General features: G+C 66.7%; 12 protein-coding genes. 10 read left to right on the top strand and 2 right to left on the bottom strand.

Features of this window, described 5'->3' with window-relative positions; genetic code table 11:
* Positions 1 to 72 precede the first annotated feature (72 nt).
* From chlG to F3H41_RS20110, 4 genes are read left to right on the top strand one after another with little or no spacing between them, the layout of a single operon-like run.
* A complete protein-coding gene (gene chlG / locus F3H41_RS20125; protein ID WP_149740489.1) occupies positions 73 to 993 on the top strand; it encodes a chlorophyll synthase ChlG in 921 nt (306 codons plus the stop codon).
* Between the two features lie 12 nt (positions 994 to 1,005).
* Positions 1,006 to 2,367 (top strand): BCD family MFS transporter, encoded by a 1,362-nt coding sequence (locus F3H41_RS20120; RefSeq protein WP_149740487.1) that lies wholly within the window; start codon positions 1,006 to 1,008, stop codon positions 2,365 to 2,367.
* A gap of 4 nt (positions 2,368 to 2,371) precedes the next feature.
* Positions 2,372 to 3,631: a geranylgeranyl diphosphate reductase gene (locus F3H41_RS20115; protein WP_149740486.1), complete on the top strand. Its 1,260-nt coding sequence runs from the start codon at positions 2,372 to 2,374 to the stop codon at positions 3,629 to 3,631.
* A complete protein-coding gene (locus F3H41_RS20110) occupies positions 3,628 to 3,912 on the top strand; it encodes a hypothetical protein (protein ID WP_149740485.1) in 285 nt (94 codons plus the stop codon). The genes F3H41_RS20115 and F3H41_RS20110 overlap by 4 nt, the downstream gene beginning before the upstream one ends.
* Here F3H41_RS20110 and F3H41_RS20105 read toward each other — a convergent pair.
* Positions 3,887 to 4,333: a TspO/MBR family protein gene (locus F3H41_RS20105; RefSeq protein ID WP_149740484.1), complete on the bottom strand. Its 447-nt coding sequence runs from the start codon at positions 4,331 to 4,333 to the stop codon at positions 3,887 to 3,889. The two genes, F3H41_RS20110 and F3H41_RS20105, sit on opposite strands and share 26 nt — an antisense overlap.
* A gap of 264 nt (positions 4,334 to 4,597) precedes the next feature.
* Here F3H41_RS20105 and F3H41_RS20100 point away from each other — a divergent pair, with 264 nt between their 5' ends.
* The 3 genes from F3H41_RS20100 (at position 4,598) to F3H41_RS20090 (ending at position 8,222) form a co-directional block, all read left to right on the top strand.
* On the top strand, positions 4,598 to 4,987 hold the full coding sequence (locus F3H41_RS20100; RefSeq protein WP_149740482.1) for a cytochrome c family protein: 390 nt from the start codon (positions 4,598 to 4,600) through the stop codon (positions 4,985 to 4,987).
* A 275-nt stretch (positions 4,988 to 5,262) separates the two neighbouring features.
* Positions 5,263 to 7,182, top strand: a complete 1,920-nt coding sequence (locus F3H41_RS20095; protein WP_149740481.1) for a 1-deoxy-D-xylulose-5-phosphate synthase — start codon at positions 5,263 to 5,265, stop codon at positions 7,180 to 7,182.
* 134 nt (positions 7,183 to 7,316) lie between these two features.
* Positions 7,317 to 8,222 carry a cobalamin-dependent protein gene (locus F3H41_RS20090; protein ID WP_244616293.1) on the top strand — a complete coding sequence of 302 codons (906 nt, stop codon included), beginning with the start codon at positions 7,317 to 7,319 and terminating at the stop codon, positions 8,220 to 8,222.
* Positions 8,223 to 8,267: 45 nt separating this feature from the next.
* Here the strand turns inward: F3H41_RS20090 and F3H41_RS20085 are convergent, their stop codons facing one another.
* Entirely contained in the window at positions 8,268 to 9,788 is a 1,521-nt protein-coding gene (locus F3H41_RS20085) for an MFS transporter (RefSeq protein WP_149740479.1), read from the bottom strand.
* 83 nt (positions 9,789 to 9,871) lie between these two features.
* Between F3H41_RS20085 and F3H41_RS20080 the strand changes: the two genes are divergently transcribed.
* From F3H41_RS20080 to F3H41_RS20070, 3 genes are all read left to right on the top strand, one after another.
* Positions 9,872 to 10,405: a TetR/AcrR family transcriptional regulator gene (locus tag F3H41_RS20080; protein WP_149740478.1), complete on the top strand. Its 534-nt coding sequence runs from the start codon at positions 9,872 to 9,874 to the stop codon at positions 10,403 to 10,405.
* Positions 10,406 to 10,600: 195 nt separating this feature from the next.
* On the top strand, positions 10,601 to 18,673 hold the full coding sequence (locus tag F3H41_RS20075; protein WP_149740477.1) for an autotransporter outer membrane beta-barrel domain-containing protein: 8,073 nt from the start codon (positions 10,601 to 10,603) through the stop codon (positions 18,671 to 18,673).
* A 736-nt stretch (positions 18,674 to 19,409) separates the two neighbouring features.
* On the top strand, positions 19,410 to 21,362 hold the full coding sequence (locus tag F3H41_RS20070) for an EAL domain-containing protein (RefSeq protein ID WP_244616292.1): 1,953 nt from the start codon (positions 19,410 to 19,412) through the stop codon (positions 21,360 to 21,362).
* The last annotated feature ends 26 nt before the right edge of the window (positions 21,363 to 21,388 follow it).

Below are 21,388 nucleotides of genomic sequence, written 5' to 3'. Positions count from 1 at the left end.
GCCTCCATTTGGCTCACACGAAAAGTGTCAATTTCATTTGACACTCCAGGGCGGCAGGCATAGCCTTCCCGCATGGCGATCACACCTTCACCCACATTTCGGTCGGATGTTCCCCATCCCTCCTCCGTCATCGCGCTCCTGAAACCGATCACGTGGTTTCCGCCGATGTGGGCCTATGCCTGCGGGGCGATCGCCTCCGGGGCGCCGCTGCTTGCCAGCGCGCCGATCGCGCTCGTCGGTATCCTTCTGGCCGGCCCGCTGCTGTGCGGGTCCAGCCAGGCGATCAACGACTGGTTCGATCGCCATGTGGATGCGATCAACGAGCCGGACCGGGTCATTCCCTCCGGCCGCATGCCGGGTCGCTGGGGCCTTGCCATCGCCATCATCACCTCGGTTCTCTCGGCGCTGGTTGCGGCGCTCCTCGGACCCTTCGTGTTTTTCGCGGCGCTGATCGGCATCGCCTTCGCCTGGGCCTACAGCGCGCCGCCCTTCCGCTTCAAGCGCAATGGCTGGCTTGGCAATGGCGTGGTGGGCCTCAGCTACGAAACGCTGCCCTGGATCACCGCCGCCGCGGCCCTTCAGGGCGGGGCCCCCGCGCCGGCCATGCTGCTTGTCGCGCTGCTCTACGGCATCGGCGCCCATGGCATCCTGACGCTCAACGATTTCAAGTCGATCCGCGGCGACCGGCAGATGGGCATCGCCACCCTGCCGGTGCTGCATGGGGCTCAGAACGCCGCGCGTATTGCCTGCCTCGTCATGGCCGTCCCGCAGGTCGGTGTCGCCGCGCTTTTGCTCCATCACGGCCTGCCGCTGGCCGCCGCCCTTCTGGCGCTGCTGATCGGCGTGCAGATCGCTTGCATGGCGCGCTTCCTGCGCGATCCCGTCGCCCGCGCCGTCTGGTATTCGGCCATCGGCGTCGGCCTTTACGTCACCGGCATGATGGTGACGGCCGTGGCGCTGCGCACGCTTGCCCTGCCCGTTTTCGCGATGTGAAGGAGAAGGCCGATGTCCGGACGACGCGCCTGGTTTTCCGGTAGAGCCCGCAGCGAAGGTCTCGGTTGGCTTGCCATCGCAAGGCTCGGCCTCGTGCAGGCCGCTCTCGGCGCCATCGTCGTCCTCACCAATTCGACGCTCAACCGGGTGATGGTGGTCGAGCTTGGCCTTGCCGCCGTCATTCCCGGGCTTCTCGTCGGCCTGCACTATGGCGTGCAGATCACCCGGCCGCTCTGGGGGCACCGCTCCGACGCGGGCGCCTCGCGCACCCGCTTCATCCTCGCCGGCCTTGCGCTTCTGGCGGCTGCCGGAACGCTCGCGTCGGCCACCACCTTCCTCTTCGAGCGCGACATGCGGCTCGGGCTTCTCGTCGCCGTCATCGCCTACGGGCTGATCGGCATCGGCATCGGGGCCAGCGGCACATCGCTGCTCGCCCTCATCGCCACGCGCACCGCGCCCGGACGGCGGGCCAGCGCCGCCACCATCACCTGGATGATGATGATCTTCGGCATCATCGTTACCTCAATCGTCACGGGTGCGGCGCTCGATCCCTATTCGCACGCCCGCCTCGTCATCATCACGGCGCTGACGGGTGCTGTGGTCTTCGCCGTCGCCTGTCTTGCGCTCGTCGGCATCGAGCGGGGCACCGCGCCGCTCACCGATGGCAAGCCTGAACAGCCGGCCATCGCCTTCCGCGACAGTCTGCGCGACGTCTGGCAGGACCGGGAAGCACGCCTCTTCACCCTCTTCATCTTCCTTTCCATGCTCGCCTATTCCACGCAGGACCTGATCCTCGAGCCCTTTGCCGGCCTCCTGTTTGCGATGACGCCGGGCCAGACGACGACGCTTTCCGGCACGCAGCATGCGGGCGTCTTCCTCGGCATGGCGGCGGTCGGCATTGGCGGATGGCTGGCGGGCCGGCGCGCCCCGGCGCTGGCGCGGGTCTTCATCGTCGCCGGCTGCCTCGGTTCGGCGGGGGCGCTCGCGCTGCTCGTGATGGCCGCGGCGGCCGCGCCGCACTGGCCGCTCGAAGGCACGGTCTTTGCGCTCGGCCTAGCCAACGGCCTCTTCGCCGTCGCCGCGATCGGCACGATGATGGGCCTTGCCGCGGACGGGCGCACGCAAAATGCCGGCCTGCGCATGGGCGTATGGGGCGCGGCCCAGGCCATCGCCTTCGGCCTCGGCGGCCTCACCGGCAGCCTCGTCGTCGATCTCGGCCGGCGCTTCACCGCCTCCGACCGCGAGGCCTTCATGATCGTCTTTGCGCTGGAGGCCACGCTCTTCCTCGCCTCCAGCCTCGTGGCGTTGCGGCTTGGCCGGCGCAAGCCATCCCCGATGGCGACGCTCTCCCAACACCCTCTTGCAGCGGAGTAGACCGATGCAGACGCCACGCGACACACCTTCAGCCGAAAGCACCACCACACAGTCCTTTCCCGCGCTTTTCGACGTCGCCGTCATCGGCGGGGGGCCGAGCGGGGCAATCGCGGCGGAATGGCTGGCGCGGCGCGGCGCATCCGTGTTGCTCGTCGATCCCGGCGACCGCATCAAGCCCTGCGGCGGCGCCATTCCCTGCCGGGCGCTGGAGGATTTCGCCATCGCGCCGGAGATGCTGGTAGCGCGGGCCCATGGTGCCCGCGTCATCGCGCCCTCCGGCAAGGCGGTGGAAATGCGCATCGGCACGGCCGGCTATGTCGGCATGGTGGACCGCGCGACCTTCGACCCCTATCTACGCCGCCGGGCGGAAGCGGCGGGCGCAACGCCCTTCACCGGGCGGCTGGAGGCCATCGAGGAGCGGCCGGGCGAACCGCTGGCGCTGACGCTCTCTCCCTCGCGCGCAGCCGCTCCCGGCACGGAGCCGGTCACCCTGCGGGCGCGGCTGGTGATCGGCGCTGACGGGGCGAACTCCACCGTGCGGCGGCTGATGTTTTCGCCCGCCGACAAGCCGCGCTACGTCTTTGCCTATCACGAGATCGTCGAGGCACCGGACGCACCGGATCCAGCCGATTTTCGCGCCGACCGCTGCGATGTCATCTATGACGGGCGCATTTCGCCGGATTTCTACGGCTGGGTCTTTCCACATGGCAAGCAGGTGTCGGTGGGCTGCGGCTCGGGCGTCAAGGGACACGACCTGCGTCGCGCCACCGCAGACTTGCGCGCTGCGGCCGGCCTCGATGGCACCCGCACTCTACGCCGCGAAGGCGCGCCGCTGCCGCTCAAACCCATGCGGCGCTGGGACAATGGCCGCAACGTGCTTCTGACGGGCGATGCCGCCGGCACCGTCGCACCCTCCTCGGGCGAAGGTATCTACTATGCCCTGCAATGCGGTCTGCTCGCGGCAGAAGCCGTGGAGACGTGTCTCAGGACGGACAAGCCGCAAGCGCTGAAGGCGGCGCGCAAACGCTTCATGAAGGCGCATGGCCGCGTCTTCCTCATTCTCGGCATCCTGCAGGCCGTCTGGTATCGCTCCGACCGGATGCGGGAGAAATTCGTGACCATGTGCGCCGATCCCGACGTACAGCGGCTGACCTGGGAATCCTATCTCGAAAAGCGCATCGTGCGGCGTGATCCGCTGGCGCATCTCAGGGTTTTCCTGCGCGATCTCAAGCAGCTCGTGACACCCGCCGCGAGGCAGAAATGAGCGGGCTGATCGACTGGCTCATGGCGGGTTGGGTCGGCGCTCTGGCGCTGGTCGTGCTGTGGCTGGAGGTGGCGACGCTTTGCCTTGCTGCCCCGCAGCCACGCGCGCGCCTTGCCGTGCTCGCGCCGAATGCGCTTGCCGGCAGTTTCCTGCTCGCGGCCGTCGGCCTTGCGCTTTCGGGTGCGGGGGACGTGCCGATCCTGGCGCTGATGGCGGGATCGCTGGTCGCCCACGGGGTGGACATGCTCGCCCGTTTCAGGCGGCCGCATTCAGGCGCATGACGGCGCGGTTGAGAAAGGCGGCCGTGGTGACCCAGGCGAGATAGGGAATGAAGAGCAGCGCCGCCAGCGTCGAGACCGGCCAGGCGGTGATGATGAAGGCGGCAATCGACAGCCACAGCACGGCAATATCCGCAAGGGCGAGATCCATGCGGCGCAGGCCGAAGAACAGCCAGGACCAGGCAGCATTGACGAGGATCTGCACCACCCAGAACACCATCGGCAGCGACCAGCCGGACAGCGTCCACACGCTCCAGCCTGCATAGGCAATGGCGATGTAGAGCACCGACCAGACGACCGGAAAGGCCCAGTTGGGCGGCGTCCAGCCGGGCTTGCGCAGGGTCTGATACCAGGGGCCGGGCTTGAAGACCGCGCCGCTGGCAGCAGCCAGGACCACAACGGCGATGATGATGATGGCGGCCATGGGCTCCCCCGGGTGATCCAAATGCACACGCCGACACTACACAATGGGTCGCTTGGCGCAAAGCGGCCGATTGCGCCCCACACCAGCGCGCGGCGGACAGGAGGAGGCCTGCCCGCAAAACCAACCGCAGGACGGCCTCCGAAGCGCAAAAGCGCTACCGGAAACGTTCTTCGGCCAACGGTGCCTGAAAGGCCGCGAGGCCACTGTTCACTTTTTCGTCAGGTGCCCTAGCTCTCATATCCCAGCTGTTACGGGAGGTAACGCATGTCCAAGCTCATCGCATTCACCATCAGCATCGCCTGTCTCACCGCTCCCACGCTCGCCCTCGCCCAGGCAGGCGATGCCGATGCCGGCAAGAAAGTGTTCAACAAGTGCATGGCCTGCCACAATGTCGATACCGACAAGGCCAAGGTCGGCCCGTCGCTGAAAGGCCTGATCGGCCGCCAGCCTGGCACCGTCGAAGGCTACAAGTATTCCACCGCCATGGTGGAATTCGGCCAGGGCAAGACGTGGGACGAAGCCCTGCTGAAGGCCTACCTTCCCGATCCCAAGGGCATGGTGAAGGGTACCAAGATGGCTTTCCCCGGCCTCAAGGATCCCAAGGACGTCGACAACGTCATCGCCTATATCAAGACCTTCAGCACCGCCAACTGACGGGCGCAAGGTCTTCCCCGACATCGACACTGGCCGGCACGGCGCCCAATCGCCGTGCCGGCCATGCTGTGTCCTGGCGCCGGCGCGTCGATGCCGCAGCCCCCTTCCGAGACAAAACCGTCAGCAGTGTAAAAAAAAGTTTACAGATGCCAATTCTTCTCCGATGATGGGACCATGGTGCCGCGACGGGAGAACCATCCCCTGAACGCCCCGCCCCTGTGGCGGCGAGGTTTGAGAAGGGATGGCGACGCGGGCGCCGTGCGGGAGGAAACGCAATGGGCCACAGACCGACGTCATCGGCGTCCCCGCTTCTCGATGCCATCATCGGCCCTGCGGATCTGAAGGGCCTGTCGGATGTGTCGCTGGTGGCGCTTGCCGACGAGATGCGCCGCGAGACGCTGGAGATCGTCTCGGGCACCGGCGGCCATCTCGGCTCCAGCCTCGGCGTGATCGAACTGACGGTCGCTCTGCACGCCGTTTTCGAGACCCCGCATGACCGGCTGATCTGGGATGTCAGCCACCAGTGCTATCCCCACAAGATCCTCACCGGGCGGCGCGCAGCCATGCGGCAGCTCAGGCGCAAGGACGGGCCTTCCGGCTTTACGCGGCGCAGCGAAAGCGCGTTTGATCCCTTCGGCGCGGCCCATTCCTCCACCTCCATCTCCGCCGGTCTCGGCTTTGCCGTGGCGCGCGACCTCGGGGCCGCCTGCGGCGACGTGATCGCCGTCATCGGCGACGGGGCGCTGTCGGCCGGCATGGCCTTCGAGGCGCTCAACAATCTCGGCGGCACGCAGCGCCGGCTCTTCGTCATCCTCAACGACAACCAGATGTCCATCGCCCCGCCGGTCGGCGCGCTATCGGCGCATCTGAATGCGCTGACGGCCGACTGTCGCGGCGACATGGCCGTGGGCGAGCCATCGGATGCGCCCCCGCCCGCCTCGCTCTTTGCCGCGCTCGGCATGGCCTATGAAGGGCCCGTCGACGGGCACGACCTGCCGGCGCTGCTCGCGCACCTCAGGCGGCTGAAGGCGACGGCGGAGGGTCCGGTGCTGCTGCATGTCGTCACCCGCAAGGGCGCCGGCTATGGCCCCGCGGAACGCGCCGCCGACCGCTACCACGGCGTCAATCGCTTCGACATCGAAACCGGTCAGCAGGCGGCGACGCCCGCGACCGGCCCGTCCTTCACCAAGGTCTTCGCCACGGCGCTCGTCAGCGAGGCTGAGCGCGACCCGCGCATCGTCGCCATCACCGCCGCCATGCCGGCGGGCACGGGCGTCGATCTCTTCCAGCGGACCTTTCCGGACCGCGCCTTCGATGTCGGCATTGCCGAGCAGCATGCCGTAACCTTCGCCGCGGGGCTTGCCGCTGCGGGCATGAAGCCCTTCTGCGCGATCTATTCGACCTTCCTGCAACGGGCCTATGACCAAGTGGTGCATGATGTGGCGCTGCAGGGCCTGCCGGTGCGCTTTGCGATCGACCGGGCCGGTCTCGTGGGCGCGGATGGGCCGACCCATGCCGGCGCCTTCGACATCGGCGCGCTCGCCAACCTGCCGGGCTTTACCGTCATGGCGGCAAGCGACGAGGTGGAACTCGTGCATATGGTCGCAACCGCCGCCGCCCATGACAGCGGGCCGATCGCTTTTCGCTATCCGCGCGGCGAGGGAAGCGGCAAGCCGCTACCCGCCACCGGCACGCCCCTGCCCATCGGGCGCGGCCGGATCATCGAGAGTGGCAGCACGGTGGCGCTGCTCTCCTTCGGAACCCGGCTTGCGCCCTGCCTGACGGCCGCCGCCGCGCTGCGGCGGCGTGGCATGTCCGTCACCGTCGCGGACGCCCGCTTTGCCAAGCCCCTCGATACTGAGCTCATCGAAGACCTCTTCGGCGACCACAAACTGCTCGTCACCATCGAGGAGGGGGCCACGGGCGGTTTCGGCGCGCTCGTGCTGCACCATCTGGCAGGCCGCGGCCTGCTCGACGGGCGCGGTGCGATCCGCACCATGACCCTCCCCGACCTTTTCATTGCGCAGGGATCACCGGACGAAATGTATGCCGCGGCGCGCCTGACCGCCGGCGATATCGAAACGCTCGTGCTTCAGGCCCTCGGCCCGGCGCTTCCTGTGGTCCGTGAGGCGCCGCTGCGCGTACAGGCGCGGCAGAAAATCCCGGCCCCGGTTCTGCACCCGGAGGTTCGGTAGGGAGAAAACACTTTCTGATCGCAGGGGCCCATGAAATGCGTGTGGATGCCGACCCGGCAATACGCTAAGCTGCCCCGGCAGGACGGAAACGGATTGCAAAGGCCAAGGACCGGGAGGGGGAGATGGCCGGGAAGATGTCAGACGATGCAGGGCCGCCAAAGCCTCGCGGACGCAGCGATGCCGCCAAGACGCCTGAAGGCGCGGACGGCGAAGTGCACCTGAGCGCCAGCGACCACCGCCTGCTGGAACGGACCATCCGCGGCTCCGTGCCCGGCATCGTGGGCGCGGGCCATCCCGAGCTCATCCACGGCCACGCCGGCGATGCGATGGCCGGCGAGCACAGCATGCAGCATCCGGAGCTCCATCCGCTCGCCCGGCAGATGCCCGGCACGGATCAGGCCGTTGCCTTCCGCCCAAGGCTGCTCGCCTGTCTGATCGATGCCGATCCGCGCCACCATCGCGGCTTCCTCGAGGAATTGCAGCGCTCCGGCGTTCCGGTCCGCACGCTTGCGGTCCACCTTTTCGCGCCCGTCGCGGCCAGTCTTGGCGATCTCTGGTGCACGGACGAGGCTGATCTCATGCAGGTCGCGGTCGCCTCGACGCGGCTGAGCATGATCGTCAATCACATCTCCCATGCCAGCATCGCGCCGCAGGTGGAGGGTGCCCGACGCAAGAGCATTCTGCTCGCCCGTACGCCGGGCGGCCTGCACACGATCGGCCTGTCGATCGTCGCCTCCTGTTTCCGCGACATGGGCTGGGGCGTGGAAGGCGGCGGCGATCTCGAAATCGACGACAGCCTCTATACGCGCCTGTCGCGCAAGCCCTACACGGTGCTTGGCATTTCCGTCGGCCGGGTCGACGAGGTGCCTGCCTGTACGGACGTCATCCGCCGCGTCCAGACCACCCCGGCCACCCGCACCATGCGCATCGCCGTCGGCGGCCCGGCCGTCATCGCCAAGCCCCGCGCCTTCCAGGGCATCGGCGCCGACTTCGTCACCCGCTCCGCCCTCGAGGTCGTGCAGATGGCGAGTTCCGCCTGAGGGTCGGCTGCGGCGTCTCCTTTCGCTGACCGGCTGCCAAAGTGGTCAGTGATGGGGCCGGGACGGATTGCGGTGCCCGGCCAGCGTCACGAACACGACGACGGCGAGTGCCGCGATGACGAGGGCAGCTGTCATGAGGAGCAGCGTGTGGGTCTGGCTGAAAGCGGCCTTGCCCGCCTCGATCAGCGCCGCGCCCTCGCTGGCCGGAAGCGTGGCGGCGACGATATAGGTATCGCCGATCGTGCGCGAGGCCTGTTCGGCCAGAACCGGGGAGAGGCCGTGCGGCAGGTCGATCGCGTGACGGAACGCGCTCGACAGGAAGACGCCGAAGAAGGTGATGCCGAGACCGGTGCCCAGCTCATAGCCCGTCGCTTCGAGTGCGCCTGCCGCGCCGCCCTTGCTGGCATCGGCGGAGCCCATGATGGCGATCGACGAGGCCGTCAGGCCGATGCTGAGGGTGAGCCCGAGCAGGGCAAGGGCGGTGGGAACGAGCACGCCCGGATCGTGGAAATCGCTTTCCGCCAGCAGCATCAGGATGCCCGCCGCGATCAGAAGCGACAGGGAGGCGACCAGCCGCAGGCCGAACCGGCTGGAAAGGTACCCGGCGACCGGGCCGCCCACGGCGGCGGCCGCCATGATCGGGATCATGAAGATGCCGGCCTCAAGGGGCGACTTGCCGAGGACATATTGCAACTCCTGCGCCAACGTCAGCTCGACGCCCGCCAGCGCGCCGGAGGCGACGAGCGCCATCAGCAGTCCGGCAACCACGGCGGGATGCGACAGCAGCGTCAGGTCCAGCATCGGCTTTGAAGCGCTGAGCTGCATGCGGGCAAAGAGCGTCAGCGCCGCACAGCCAAGGACGACGACGAGGATGATGACCGGCAGGGACTGTTTGCCCCCGAAGCCCGCCTTGATGCCGTAGACCAGCGATATCATGCCGGCGATCAACAGAAGCGCCTGGCCGATCGGCCATTTTCCCGGGGTCGTCTGTTCGACGCGCGGCAGAAGGACATAACAGGCCGGCGCGACCACCAGCATGACCGGCACGTTGATCAGGAACACGGAGCCCCACCAGAAGTGCTCCAGGAGAAGCCCGCCGACGAGCGGCCCGACCGCGGCGCCGGCCGCGCCGACCGTTCCCCAAAGACCGAGCGCCATGGCACGCTCATCCTCGTTCTCGAACGTCTTGCGGATCAGGCCGAGCACACATGGCATGATCATCGCGCCGCCGAGAGCCAGAAACGCACGGGCGGCAATCAGCATGGCAGGGCTTTGCGCCAAGCCCGCAAGCGTCGAGGCCAATGCGAAAATGAAAAGGCCGATCAGCAGGATTTTTCGGTTGCCGACCCGGTCCGCGAGGGTTCCCATCGGAACCAGAAGCCCCGCCATCAGCAGGGGATAGATGTCGATGATCCAGAGCACGTCGGTGCCCGAGGCATTCAGCGCTTGCGTCAGTGTCGGGATGGCGACATGCAGGATCGTCATGTCGAGGACGACAGGCAGGAAGGCCAACATGACGGCGATGAGCACGAGCCATCGATTGGCGGGGAGCGACTTGGAGGACATCATTCACCTGAGCACGGGTTGCCTCCATCGATATAAATACATACGTATGGATTTCAATAGAATTTGCTGGTGGGAAGGGTGCCTTGGGAAGAAGACCGACAATCAGCCGCGAAAGCCTGCTCGAAATCGCGGAAGGGATCGTGCGCAAAGAAGGGGCGGCCGGCCTGACGATCGACGCCCTCGCAAAGCTTGCGGGCATTTCGAAAGGCGGCGTGCAATATTCCTTCGCATCGAAGGACGAGTTGGTGCGTGCGCTGATCGAGCGATGGACGTCGCAGTTCGATGAGCTGCTGGGTGACATGGACGGCGTGTCCCCCGCGGATCTGGTGCGCCATTACCTCAAGGTCATGCGCAGTTCGCAGGCGACCATGAACGCCAAGATGGCTGGCCTGATGATCGCCTATATCCAGAATCCGCAGAACATCACCGAAACCCGGCAGTGGTATAGGTCCATGTTCGAGCGCCTGGGCGGTGGCTCCCACGAAGCACAGGCCGCGCGTGTCGCCCTCCTTGCCGCCGAGGGCCTTTTCCTCCTGCGCATCGCCGGCATCGACGAAGGTGGCGAATGGAGCGCATTTCTGGATGATGTGGAGAGCGTCTTCGAGCGCGTCCTGTGATCTGCTGCGACAAAAGCGAAGGTCATTGCGGATGCAAGCGACGCTGCCGCGGATGACGGCCGGTTCGTTTTGATGGATTCGAGGTCTTCTTTAGAAAAATGAATTAAATAATTGACGGCTGCACCGTCAGTCCGAATGCTGAGCGCCACATGATGCTGATTCGGGGCGAAGATGGCGCGGTGCAGACCTTCCGGCATGCTTGGCCTCGCTTCGCGCCTCTCCCTTTCCTTTGCTGCCAGCCTGATGAGCACCACGGCGCTGGCCGACGGCGTCCTCGGCGCCTGCGCGGTCAACGGGACGGGAACCGTCTTTCTCGGCACGAGCGGTCAGCCCGGCCGGAAGCTGGATGATGACAGAGGCACCAGCGGCAGCCGCGGCAGCGACGTGGCCTGCGCGACGCGTGATCTCTCGCGCCCCGTCAATGTCTGGGTCAGCGGGGGTGCCGGTGCCTCCGCCCCTGCTCCGGGCGACGGCGGCGCTGCCGGAAACGTGACGCTGGAAGCCCATGGCACCGTCTCGGCGGATCATCTCTTTGCCGTCACGGCGAGAGGCGGCGCCGGCGGCGTGTCCACCGGCGGCGGAGACGACCGCAATGGCGGCTTCGGCAATAGCGGCGGTGCGGTCTCGATCACCAATTTCTCCGCCGCCACCCTCTCCTCCAGCGGCATTCTGGTCACAAGCGAAGGCGGTCCCGGCGGCGCGACGACTGCCAGCGGCGGCCAGGGCGGATCCGGCGGCGATACCGGCGATGTCCATGTCACGAACCAGGGCCTGCTGGAGACTGCCGGCACCGCCATCGGCGTGAGGGTACGCGGGGGTGATGGCGGCGATTATACGCCGGAGGACAATGCAATCGGAAAGGCCGGTCATGGCGGATTTACCGGACATGTCACGGTGGAAAACACCGGCCGGATCATCGCCCGCTTGCGCAATGACATCGTCGAATCCTACGGCATCCGCATCGACGTCGTGGCCGGCAGCGCCGGCAACGTCAAGGCGGGCTATTCCAATGTCGCCGGCGATACCCGTCCCATCTCCTTCACCAATTCCGGCACGGTCGAGACCTATGGCACGGGGCAGGATGCGCTGCGGATCGATGCCATCGCCGGCCACGGCACGAATGTCCAGCATCGCTCCGGCAATGGCGGCAATCCGGGCGTCACCGGCGATATCTCGATCGAGAACAGCGGGACGATGTCCACCGCGGGGGCCTCCGCCGATGGCGTCGCGGTGGAATCGCGGGCAGGCAATGGTGGCAGCGGCGGTGATGACGGCGGCCAGGGCGTTGGCGGGGGAAGTGCCGGCCAGATCATTACCACCAATTCGGGCTCAATCGTCACGCAGGGCAACTTTGCCGGCGGCGTCTATGCCGCATCGATCGCCGGAAACGGCGAGGCGGGCGGCAATGACAGCGGCCGTCACGCGGTCGGCGGCAATGGGGGCAATGGCGGGCGGGGCGGCAGTGTCGCGCTCAGCCAATCGGGCGATGGCCGCATCTCGACGAACGGCGATCTCTCTGTCGGGGCGCATCTCCTCTCGGTCGGCGGGGATGGCGGGCGCGGCGGCGATGCCAGCGCCAGCGGCCTGTTCACCTCGCTCGCCATCGGCGGCAATGGCGGCAATGGCGGCAATGGCGGGCGGATGGCGATCACCCTCAGCGACCGCGCAGCGATCGAAACGAAAGGCGACCTCTCCCATGCCGTGCTGATCGAAAGCATCGGCGGCGGCGGGGGTCTTGGCGGCAGCGCCTCCGCGCGGTCGGTGTTTTCCGCAGTCGCCGTGGGCGGCAGCGGCGGCCAGGGCGGCAATGGCGGAGATGTGGACGTCGCGCTCAAGGGGCGTGCGTCCATCAAGGCGACGGGCATGCACGCGGCCGGCGTGCTCGTCCACACGATCGGCGGCGGCGGCGGGGTCGGCGGTCAGGCCAAGGCATCGGCCATCAGCCCCGGCGTCAGTTCCACCATCGCGATCGGCGGCGCCGGCGGCGGCGGCGGCAATGGCGGACAGGTGACCGTCAACCTCGATACGGGAACATCGATCGTCACCGGCAACGAAGCGGCCCATGCGGCTGAGGGCACGAAGCCGGCGGAAAGCCCTGCGCAAACAGACGCAACAACCGCCGCAGCCATCGCCGCCCAGCAGGGAAGCAATTCGCCCGGCCTGCTCGTGCAGTCCATCGGCGGCGGTGGCGGGCAGGGCGGCACCGCCGTCACGCAGACTTTCTCCGGCAATCCGGTCGGCAGCCTGTCGCTCGGCGTCGCCATCGGCGGCAGGGGCGGGCAGGGAGGCTCGGGCGGGGCCATCACGGCCACGAACGACGCAGCGGTGACGACCCATTCCGCCAACTCCGCCGGTATTCTCCTCCAGTCGGTCGGCGGCGGGGGCGGCAGCGGTGGCGCGGCCACCTCCCTCAGCGGATCCGTCGGCGGCGAATTTTCGGCCGATCTCGGGCTGGTCATGGGCGGCAGTGGCGGGGATGGCGGCGCAGCCGGCGCCGTCAGCCTTGCCGGCAGCGGCAGCATCCTGACTGAGGGCGACAATTCGAACGCCGTCATCCTGCAATCCATCGCAGGCGGCGGCGGCGATGGCGGGCGCTCCACCCATATCGGCGTTTCCGCGAGCGGCGCCGTCTCGGCCAATGCCTCGGCCGCGATCGGCGGCAGCGGCGGGGTGGGAGGGCAGGCCGGAACGCTGACGACGACGTTCAGCGGCGACGTCGAAACGCGCGGCGCCAATGCCACCGGTCTTCTGCTGCAGTCGATCGGCGGCGGCGGCGGCAATGGCGGGTCCGCCATCAATGTCACGGCATCGCTTGGCGGTGAAACGACCCTGGCGGCCAGCGCGGCGATTGGCGGGGGTGCCGGCGCGGGCGGCTCGGGTGGCACGATCCACGTTCACGAGGTTGGAGGCGCCTTTGGCAGGATCGTCACCGCCGGCGACAATTCCAGCGGTCTCGTGGCACAGTCGATCGGCGGCGGCGGCGGCAATGGTGGCACCGCCATCGATGTCGGCATGTCCGCAACGGGCGGATCGGCCTTCAATGCCAATGTCGCCATCGGCGGCGGCGGCGGCGCAGGCGGCGCCGGGCAGGCGGTGACGATCAAGCCGGGAGCCGGGTCGATCACCACCACCGGCAATCTCTCCACCGGCATCATCGCCCAGTCGATCGGCGGCGGCGGCGGCAATGGCGGGGCGGCGGTCACCGTGACGGCCGATCTCACAAAGGCAGCGCCCAAGCCCGGCAGCACCTCCAACATCTCGCTCGGCGGCGGCATCGCGTTTGGCGGCGGCGGTCTGGCCGGCGGCACGGGAGGAACCGTCACCATCGACAGCGGCGCCAGCATCATCACGACCGGCAGCGGCTCGCTCGGCATTCTCGCCCAGTCGATCGGCGGGGGCGGCGGCAATGGCGGCGCGGCCATCGCGGCTTCGGCCATGGTCACGCAGAACGCGCAGAAGACCTACAGCGCCAATGTCGCGCTCGGCGGCGAAGGTGGTGCAGGGGCCACCGGCGGCACCGTCAGCGTCACCAGCCGCGCGGATATCCTGACGAGGGGCGACCACGCCATCGGCATTCTCGCCCAGTCGATCGGCGGCGGTGGCGGCAATGGCGGCTCATCGACCATTGCCGCCCTCAGCCTGTCCCGCGACATGCTGTCGAAGGGGCAGAGCAGCCAGACCGTGTCCGGCAATGTGGCGCTCGGCGGCCATGGCAGCGTGGGCGGCGCGGGCGGCACCGTTACCGTCACCAACACCCGCCAGATCACGACGCTCGGCGACCACGCCGCCGCCATCGTCGCGCAATCCGTGGGCGGCGGCGGCGGCAATGGCGGCGCATCGCGTGTCATTAGCATCACATCGAGCACCGCAGCCTCGAACGGCGTGAAGGAGACCTCGGCGTTCACCTCCTCGGCCGATGTCTCCCTCGGCGGCAGCGGTGGCAGCGGCGGGACGGGCGGCACGGTGACGCTCGACAATACCGGCCTCATCACGACCTTCGGCCACCAGTCGGCCGGCATGCTCGCCCAGTCGATCGGCGGGGGCGGCGGCAATGGCGGGACGAGCCTGCTTCTGTCCTACACCAAGGGCAGCAAGCCGAAGATCGGCGATGGTCCGGCGGTCACCATCAAGAGCACGGAACTTGCCGTCGGCGGCACTGGCGGCACCGGCATGCATGGCGGCACTGTCACCGCCACCAATGCCGGCTCGATCCTGACGGAAGGCGCCGTTTCGGCCGGCGTCCTGCTCCAATCCATCGGCGGCGGCGGTGGCAATGGCGGCACCGTCTTCGAATATGACCGTGTCTCGAAGGACGATTCCGAGGACCGCAAGGCCGTGATGGGCGGCAGTGGCGCGGCGGCGGGCGATGGCGGCGCGGTCACCTTCACCGACGTGAAGGACATGAAGACCGTCATCCTCACGAAGGGCCCCCGCTCCACCGGCATCCTCGCGCAATCGGTGGGCGGCGGGGGCGGCAATTCGGGCGTGGTTCAGGTCGTCCAGCTGATCGACAAGAAGGATCCCGACAACGCGCCCTCGGAAGCGGATGTCGAGGCCGAGGCCGTCACGCGGCTCTTGGGCGCGACCGGCGCCGGCACGGGCGGCACGGGCGGCACTGTCACGGTGACCGAATACGGCACGGTGGAGACGCGCGGTGAAAACGCCCATGCCATTCTCGCCCAGTCGATCGGCGGTGGCGGCGGCACCTTCTCCGACGTGAAAACCTATGGCGCGCAGACGGCGGTCGATGCGGCGCGCGACGCCCTTCCGGCCGGGCCGGGACAGAGCGGCCTTCAGGCCTCCGGCACCTACCAGCTCGGCTCGCTGGACGGCGCGGCGGGCGGGGCGCGCGACGTCGCCGTCAGTCTCAGGGACGCCGCCCGGATCGCGACGGTCGGCGCCCTGTCCTCCGGCATTGTCGCACAGGCGATCAGCCATGGCGGCGGCGACGTCGCGGCCGTCAGCGCTGACGATCTGTCTTCGACGGTCCCCGGCCTTCCGACCGCCCACGGCACCACGACGCACACGCTCTCGGCCATTCTCGGGTCGCGAGCCGTCTCATCGCTCCTGGGCACCGGCATCGTGAAGGTCGAGCTTGCCGACACCGTAGGCATCACGACACGCGGTGATGGCGCGCGCGGGATCGTGGCGCAGTCGATCGGCGGTGGGGGCGGCCTGCTGAGCGCCAATCACGCCAGCGCGGCCATGGCATCCTCCATTCCCTCGGCCAGCACCACGCTGACCCTCGCCGGCTTTACGAATGCGGGCATGCGCGCCGATGGCGGTCAGGTGGACGGGCGCATGACGGGCGCCGGCTCCCGCATCCAGACATCAGGCGATTTTGCCCATGGCATGGTCGGGCAGTCGATCGGTTCCGGCGGCGGCATTGCCGGCGTCGTCCACGACGATGGCATCACCATCGGCCGCCAGACGCTCGATATCCTCCTCGGCAGCGAAAATGGCTATCGCGACCGCTTCGCCCAATATGGCTGGGGCAACAGCGTGACGATGGTCAACACCGGCCAGATAACCACAGCAGGCGACCAGGCCATCGGCATGATGGCGCAGACGATCGGCGGGGGCGGCGGCGAGGTCTTCTACGATGTCGCGCGCGGGCAGGCCATTCAGCTCAATCTCGGCCTTGGCCTGGGGCACGCCATCGATGTGCGCGCCGGCGACGCATCCGTCACGCATACGGGGCTGGTTGCCACCAGCGGCGACCTCTCGCACGGCATTCTCGCCCAATCGGTGGCGGCCGGCGGCGGCCTGATGTCCATCGGCGATCTCGATCGCGTGGCCGGCGGACAGATCTCCGCGTCCTTCGGCAAGACGGATTTCCCCTATGGCGACGGCTATGGCTCGGCCAACGTGACGCTTTCGGGCGGCGCGATCCGCACGACAGGCGATCTCGCCTTTGGCGTCCTGGCGCAGTCGGTCGGCAGCGGCGGCGGCATCCTCTCCGTCAATGGCGGAAAAACCCTCACACCGCAGATCAGCCTCAACAGGGGCACATCAGGCTACGGAAGCGGCCCGGTTGCCGTCAGCATGGATGCCGAGAGCCTCATTTCGACAAGCGGCATCGGCGCACACGGCATCTTCGCCCAGTCGACGACGGGCGGCGGCCTCGCCCTGCTGAACGGCACGAACGGCTTTACGACCAATGCCTACGACCCCTCGCAACATGCCATTGCGGGACGCGTGACGGTCGAGGCTGACGGCACCATCGAAACGTCCGGCGCCGGCGCGCATGGCATTTTCGCCACCTCCTCGCTCGGCCCGAGCGTCATCGTGCAGGCAAACGAAAAGCTCTCCATTCTGGGCCACCTGCGGGATGGCCACGCAAACTATGTCGGCGCCGGGCAGGCATCGACGGGCAATATCTCCGTCAGTGGCGCCGACGCCTCCGGTATCTACCTGGTCTCCAAATGGCGGGACGATGTCGCTGTCGATGTCAGCATCGCCGGCACCGTTCAGGCATCTGGCGAAAATGGCGCGGGCATCCGCACGCAGAACACCAATGCGATGGAAGAGACGGGCCTGACCGACCTCAGCGACAGCAGCACGACCGTGACCAACCGCATCGTCGTGCGGGAAACCGGCCGGGTTCTGGCCCGGGACCCGGCGACGGCGACCGACGCTATCCATATCGTCAACGGTCTCGGCTCCTACCAGCTCTTCATCTTCGGCCGCGTGGCGGCCGTCGGCGCAAATGGCGAGAAGGTGCAGACCTTCAACAGCCGCGACAATGCCGTCTGGGCCGCGGGCCGGGGGAACGTGAACATCGCGGCGGGCGGCGGCGTCGAAGGCAGTCTGCGCTTCACCGGCGCAACCACCGTCACCAATGCCGGCGTGATCGACGGTTCGGTCGAGGGCGCCGCCGCCTACACGCTGCTGGGTTCCGTGGCCGCCTCGCACTATCTCGAAGTCCGCCCACAGCAGGGCGCCGCCGCCGCAATCCGGGCCGGCGAGATCACGCTCCGACAGGGATCGCAGATCCGTCCCTATCTCGGCGAATTCGGCACGCTCGCCCGGCCGGTCGAGCTCCTGTCGGCCAGCCGCGCGCTGAACGATGAGGGCGCCGTCATCGATGACGCGCCCGTGCTCGATTTCACGCTGCGCCGGGCCGGGAACCAGATGATGCTCGACAGGGTCAGTGCCGATTTCGCCGGCGTCCGGGACCTCTCCGCCAATGCCCGGACGTTCGCCACGCTCGCCGATCCGCTGGTGGATCGCTGGATGGCGAACGAAGCGGTCAGCGCCGATGACAAGGCCCTCCACGATCTCCTGCTCACTGCCGCCAACCAGACGACGACGGCCGGGCTGGAAAAGGTGATCTCCGACAACACCGATGCCTCCGGCCATTTCAATGCGAGCACCGGTCACCATGCCGCGTCAATCTCCCATATCGGCAACATCCACAGCTGCGGAACCGAATACGGCCTCTACGCCGCCATCAGCGAAAGCGAATGCACCTGGCTGAAGGGCACGCAGAGCTACAGCGAGGATCTGGCAAGCGGCACCGTCACGCGCACGCGCGGGGTTTCCCTCGGCCGGCAGATCGCCCTGTCCGACGACTGGCGCTTCGGCCTCGGCTTCGGCTACGACGTGACCAGCCTTTCGGGCGAAACCCTGAGCGCCGACAGGGAAGGCATCCATGCCGGTGCGGTGCTGAAATATTCCAGCGACGGCTGGCTGGCGAGCGCCGCCTTGTCCGGCTCCTACACCTGGGGCGATGGCGAGCGGCGCATTCCCTTCGGCGGCCTGACGGCGCGCTCCGAGCAGGAGACGCTCGGCCTTTCCGCCCGTCTTCGACTTGCCCGTCAGTTCGATTTCGGCTCGGTCTTCGCCATTCCGACGATGGATCTCGACATGTCGATGATCCACGATTTCGGTTACCGGGAAACGGGTGCCGGCAGTCTCGACCTCGCGGTCGATGCCAACACCGCCTTCCTCGCGGACCTGCATCCGCAAATCCAGTTCGGGACTGAGGTCGCGCTGGACGGTGGATGGCTGCTGCGCCCCCATGTCGAGACGGGCACGCTGTTCGCGCTCACCGATCAGACGATGACGCAATCCTTCGCCAGCGGCTCGCTGGCTGGCCTGAAGCACAGCGTGACCTCCGAGCGCGAGGACGTCAAGGCGACGCTCGCCGCTGGCCTGACCGTGTTCCAGGACGAAGGGCTGGAGGTGAAGCTGCGCTACGAAGGCACGTTCGGCGAGGATACACGCTCCCATGCCGGCAGCATCAAGATCGGCATGAAGTTCTGAAATGGTTGCCGCTGACGGAGAAGCCTGAGCTGCCCCGCCGTAGGACAGCGAAACGCCGTCGTATTGCCACGAGGACGTCCGGTGGTCGCATCACCCGTGCGAGAGAACTTCAACGGGTGACTCAGGCTGCAATCGAGGGGCGTGAGGTGGCGCGATGTGTTAGCGTGCCACTTTCCGCATTCAGGCCAGCTGATAGGCCGTCTTCACGGCGTGAAGAACTCGGCGGCCTAGGAGCCCTGTTCGCGCGGCCCATAGCGCAATACCTTGCGTCCGCCGAACGGAACATGGAAATCCACCCCACCGCACCGTGACACTACCGCCAACCCACCGGGAACGGGTGACCGTTCCGGACTATGCACTCAAGAAGATAGAAGCACGATAACCGTCATAAGCAGGTTTCCGGTCGGCGATTTGGAGACGACGAGGACCATATTCAAAGACAGCGTTCCCCGGTATCGCGCCGACGGTTGCCTACCTGGAAACGCTCCTTGTCCTCGACAACGATGCCGGCACAGTGGTTGATTGCAGCGCGGCGGCGTGGAGCCCGTGAAGTGATAAGCGATCACGGGACTGGTTCTCGGGAATGGGGCCTCGGCCTTCACGCCACAAGACGCAGCGGCAGCACCGCACGGCTGACGGCGTGAGGGGCCAGGCTGAGTATTTCTTAACCGTTCTGCTTACCGTTCTTGAAGGTTGACGCATGCTAGACATGCTTCGTCAATAGATGGACGAGGCTATGACGATTAAGGATGTACAGCGCAGGATCCGGCGTTTGATGACCGTGCAAGGCGACAATGCCGAGCTCGTAAAAGCTCAGTATCGCGCCTTCACCCGTCAAATGCCGATGATGTATTTCATCTTGCTTTCAAGCACCTGGGCGCTGGCACTGACCCATATGGGGCTGGCCCCGCACTGGCTGACGCTCGGCGTGCCATCGGTGCTGAGCCTTGGTTGCCTGCTGAGGGTGACCTTCTGGTTTCGCACCCGAAACGTCGATCCGTCGCCTGCGCTTGCTCATGCCGCTCTCCAGCGCACCAACCGCCTTGCGGGCGGCATCGCGGTCGCATTCACGCTCTGGTCGTTCGCGCTCGTGCCGTATGGAGACGCCTATACGCGATCACACGTCGCCTTTTACATGGCGATCACCGTCATCTCCTGCATCTTCTGCCTGATGTATGTGCGTTCGGCGGCCTTTATCGTGACGCTCGTCGTCAATGGTGCCTTTATCGCCTTCTTTGTCTCGACGGCTCAACCGACCTTTGTGGCGATGGCGATCAATATAGCGCTGGTCTGCGCAGGCATGATGTCGATCCTTTTGACGAACTATCGAAATTTCGAGACGATGGTCGTCTCCAAGCAAAGGAGTGATGCGCTCAGTGATGAGAATTTCCGGCTCGCCAACCTGGACAGCCTGACCGCGCTCGGAAACCGTCGCGCATTCTTTGCGAAACTGGAAGCTGAACTCGAAAAGGCCCGCGTCGGCGGAAGACGGCTCGCTCTGGGTGTCATCGACCTCGATGGCTTCAAACCCGTCAATGATCTCTATGGCCACTCAGTGGGTGATCGCCTTCTCGTCAACGTCGCAAAGCGCTTGTCGGAGACGCTGAAGGCAAGCACAGCTTTCAGGCTGGGTGGAGATGAATTCGCCATCATTGCGCCCTTCCCACCGGAAAACGATCAGCTTGTGGCGAATGCGAACACCATAGCGGCCCGATTGGGAGAACCCTATCAGATGCCGGAAGGGATCGTTCACATCTCGGCGTCGATGGGCATTGCGGTATTCCCCGACTTGGCCCTGAGCTGCGAAGAGCTCTTCGACCGGGCCGATTATGCCCTCTACCACGCCAAGAAACGACAGCGCGGCGGCGCCGTGCTCTTCAACGCCGATCATGAAAACAAGATCAACGTCGACGCCCGCATCGAGAGCGTTCTCAAGCAGGCGGATTTGGACGCCGAGCTGTCCCTGGTCTTCCAACCCATCATTGACATCACCGACGGCTCGCTCATCGGTTTTGAGGCTCTGGCCCGATGGGACAGCCCGACTCTTGGAAGGGTGCCTCCAACGCGCTTCATTCCGATTGCCGAACGGGCCGGAATGGTCTGCGCGCTGACAAGGCCGCTTCTCAGGAAAGCGCTGGCCGCAGCCCGGACCTGGGATTCACCGTTGCGCCTCGCTTTCAACCTGTCGGCCCATGATCTGAATGCATACGACGCCGTTCTGGCAATCGTCGGCATCATCAACGGCAGCGGTTTCGATCCCCAGCGCCTTGACCTTGAGATAACCGAGACAGCCTTGACTCACGATTTTGCGCAGATCACCCATGCCGTCGAGACGTTGCGCAGGCTGGGCTGCGGGATTTCCCTTGACGATTTCGGCACAGGTTATTCCAGCCTGACACGGCTGCACGCTCTGCCCCTGACAAAACTCAAGATTGATCGCAGCTTTGTCACCGATCTGCACCAGAAGCCTTCAAGCTACAAGATCGTGAAATCTCTTCTGGCGCTTAGTGCGGACATGGGATTGGATTGCGTCATTGAAGGTGTCGAGACGAAGGAAGAGCTCGCCGCTCTCAAGACATTGGGCGGCTCACAGGTGCAGGGATACGTATTCTCTCTTCCATTGACCGCGGAGGCTGCCGGGGCGTTGGCCGCGCAAAGTGCCCGCCCGCTCGGCAAATTCGCCGTTTGACACGCCTTGCAGGCTGTCCGCTGAAG

Origin of the sequence: Rhizobium sp. RU20A (assembly GCF_900155885.1) — a bacterium.
Lineage (GTDB): Bacteria > Pseudomonadota > Alphaproteobacteria > Rhizobiales > Rhizobiaceae > RU20A.
This window is presented reverse-complemented; position numbering and strand designations above follow the sequence as displayed.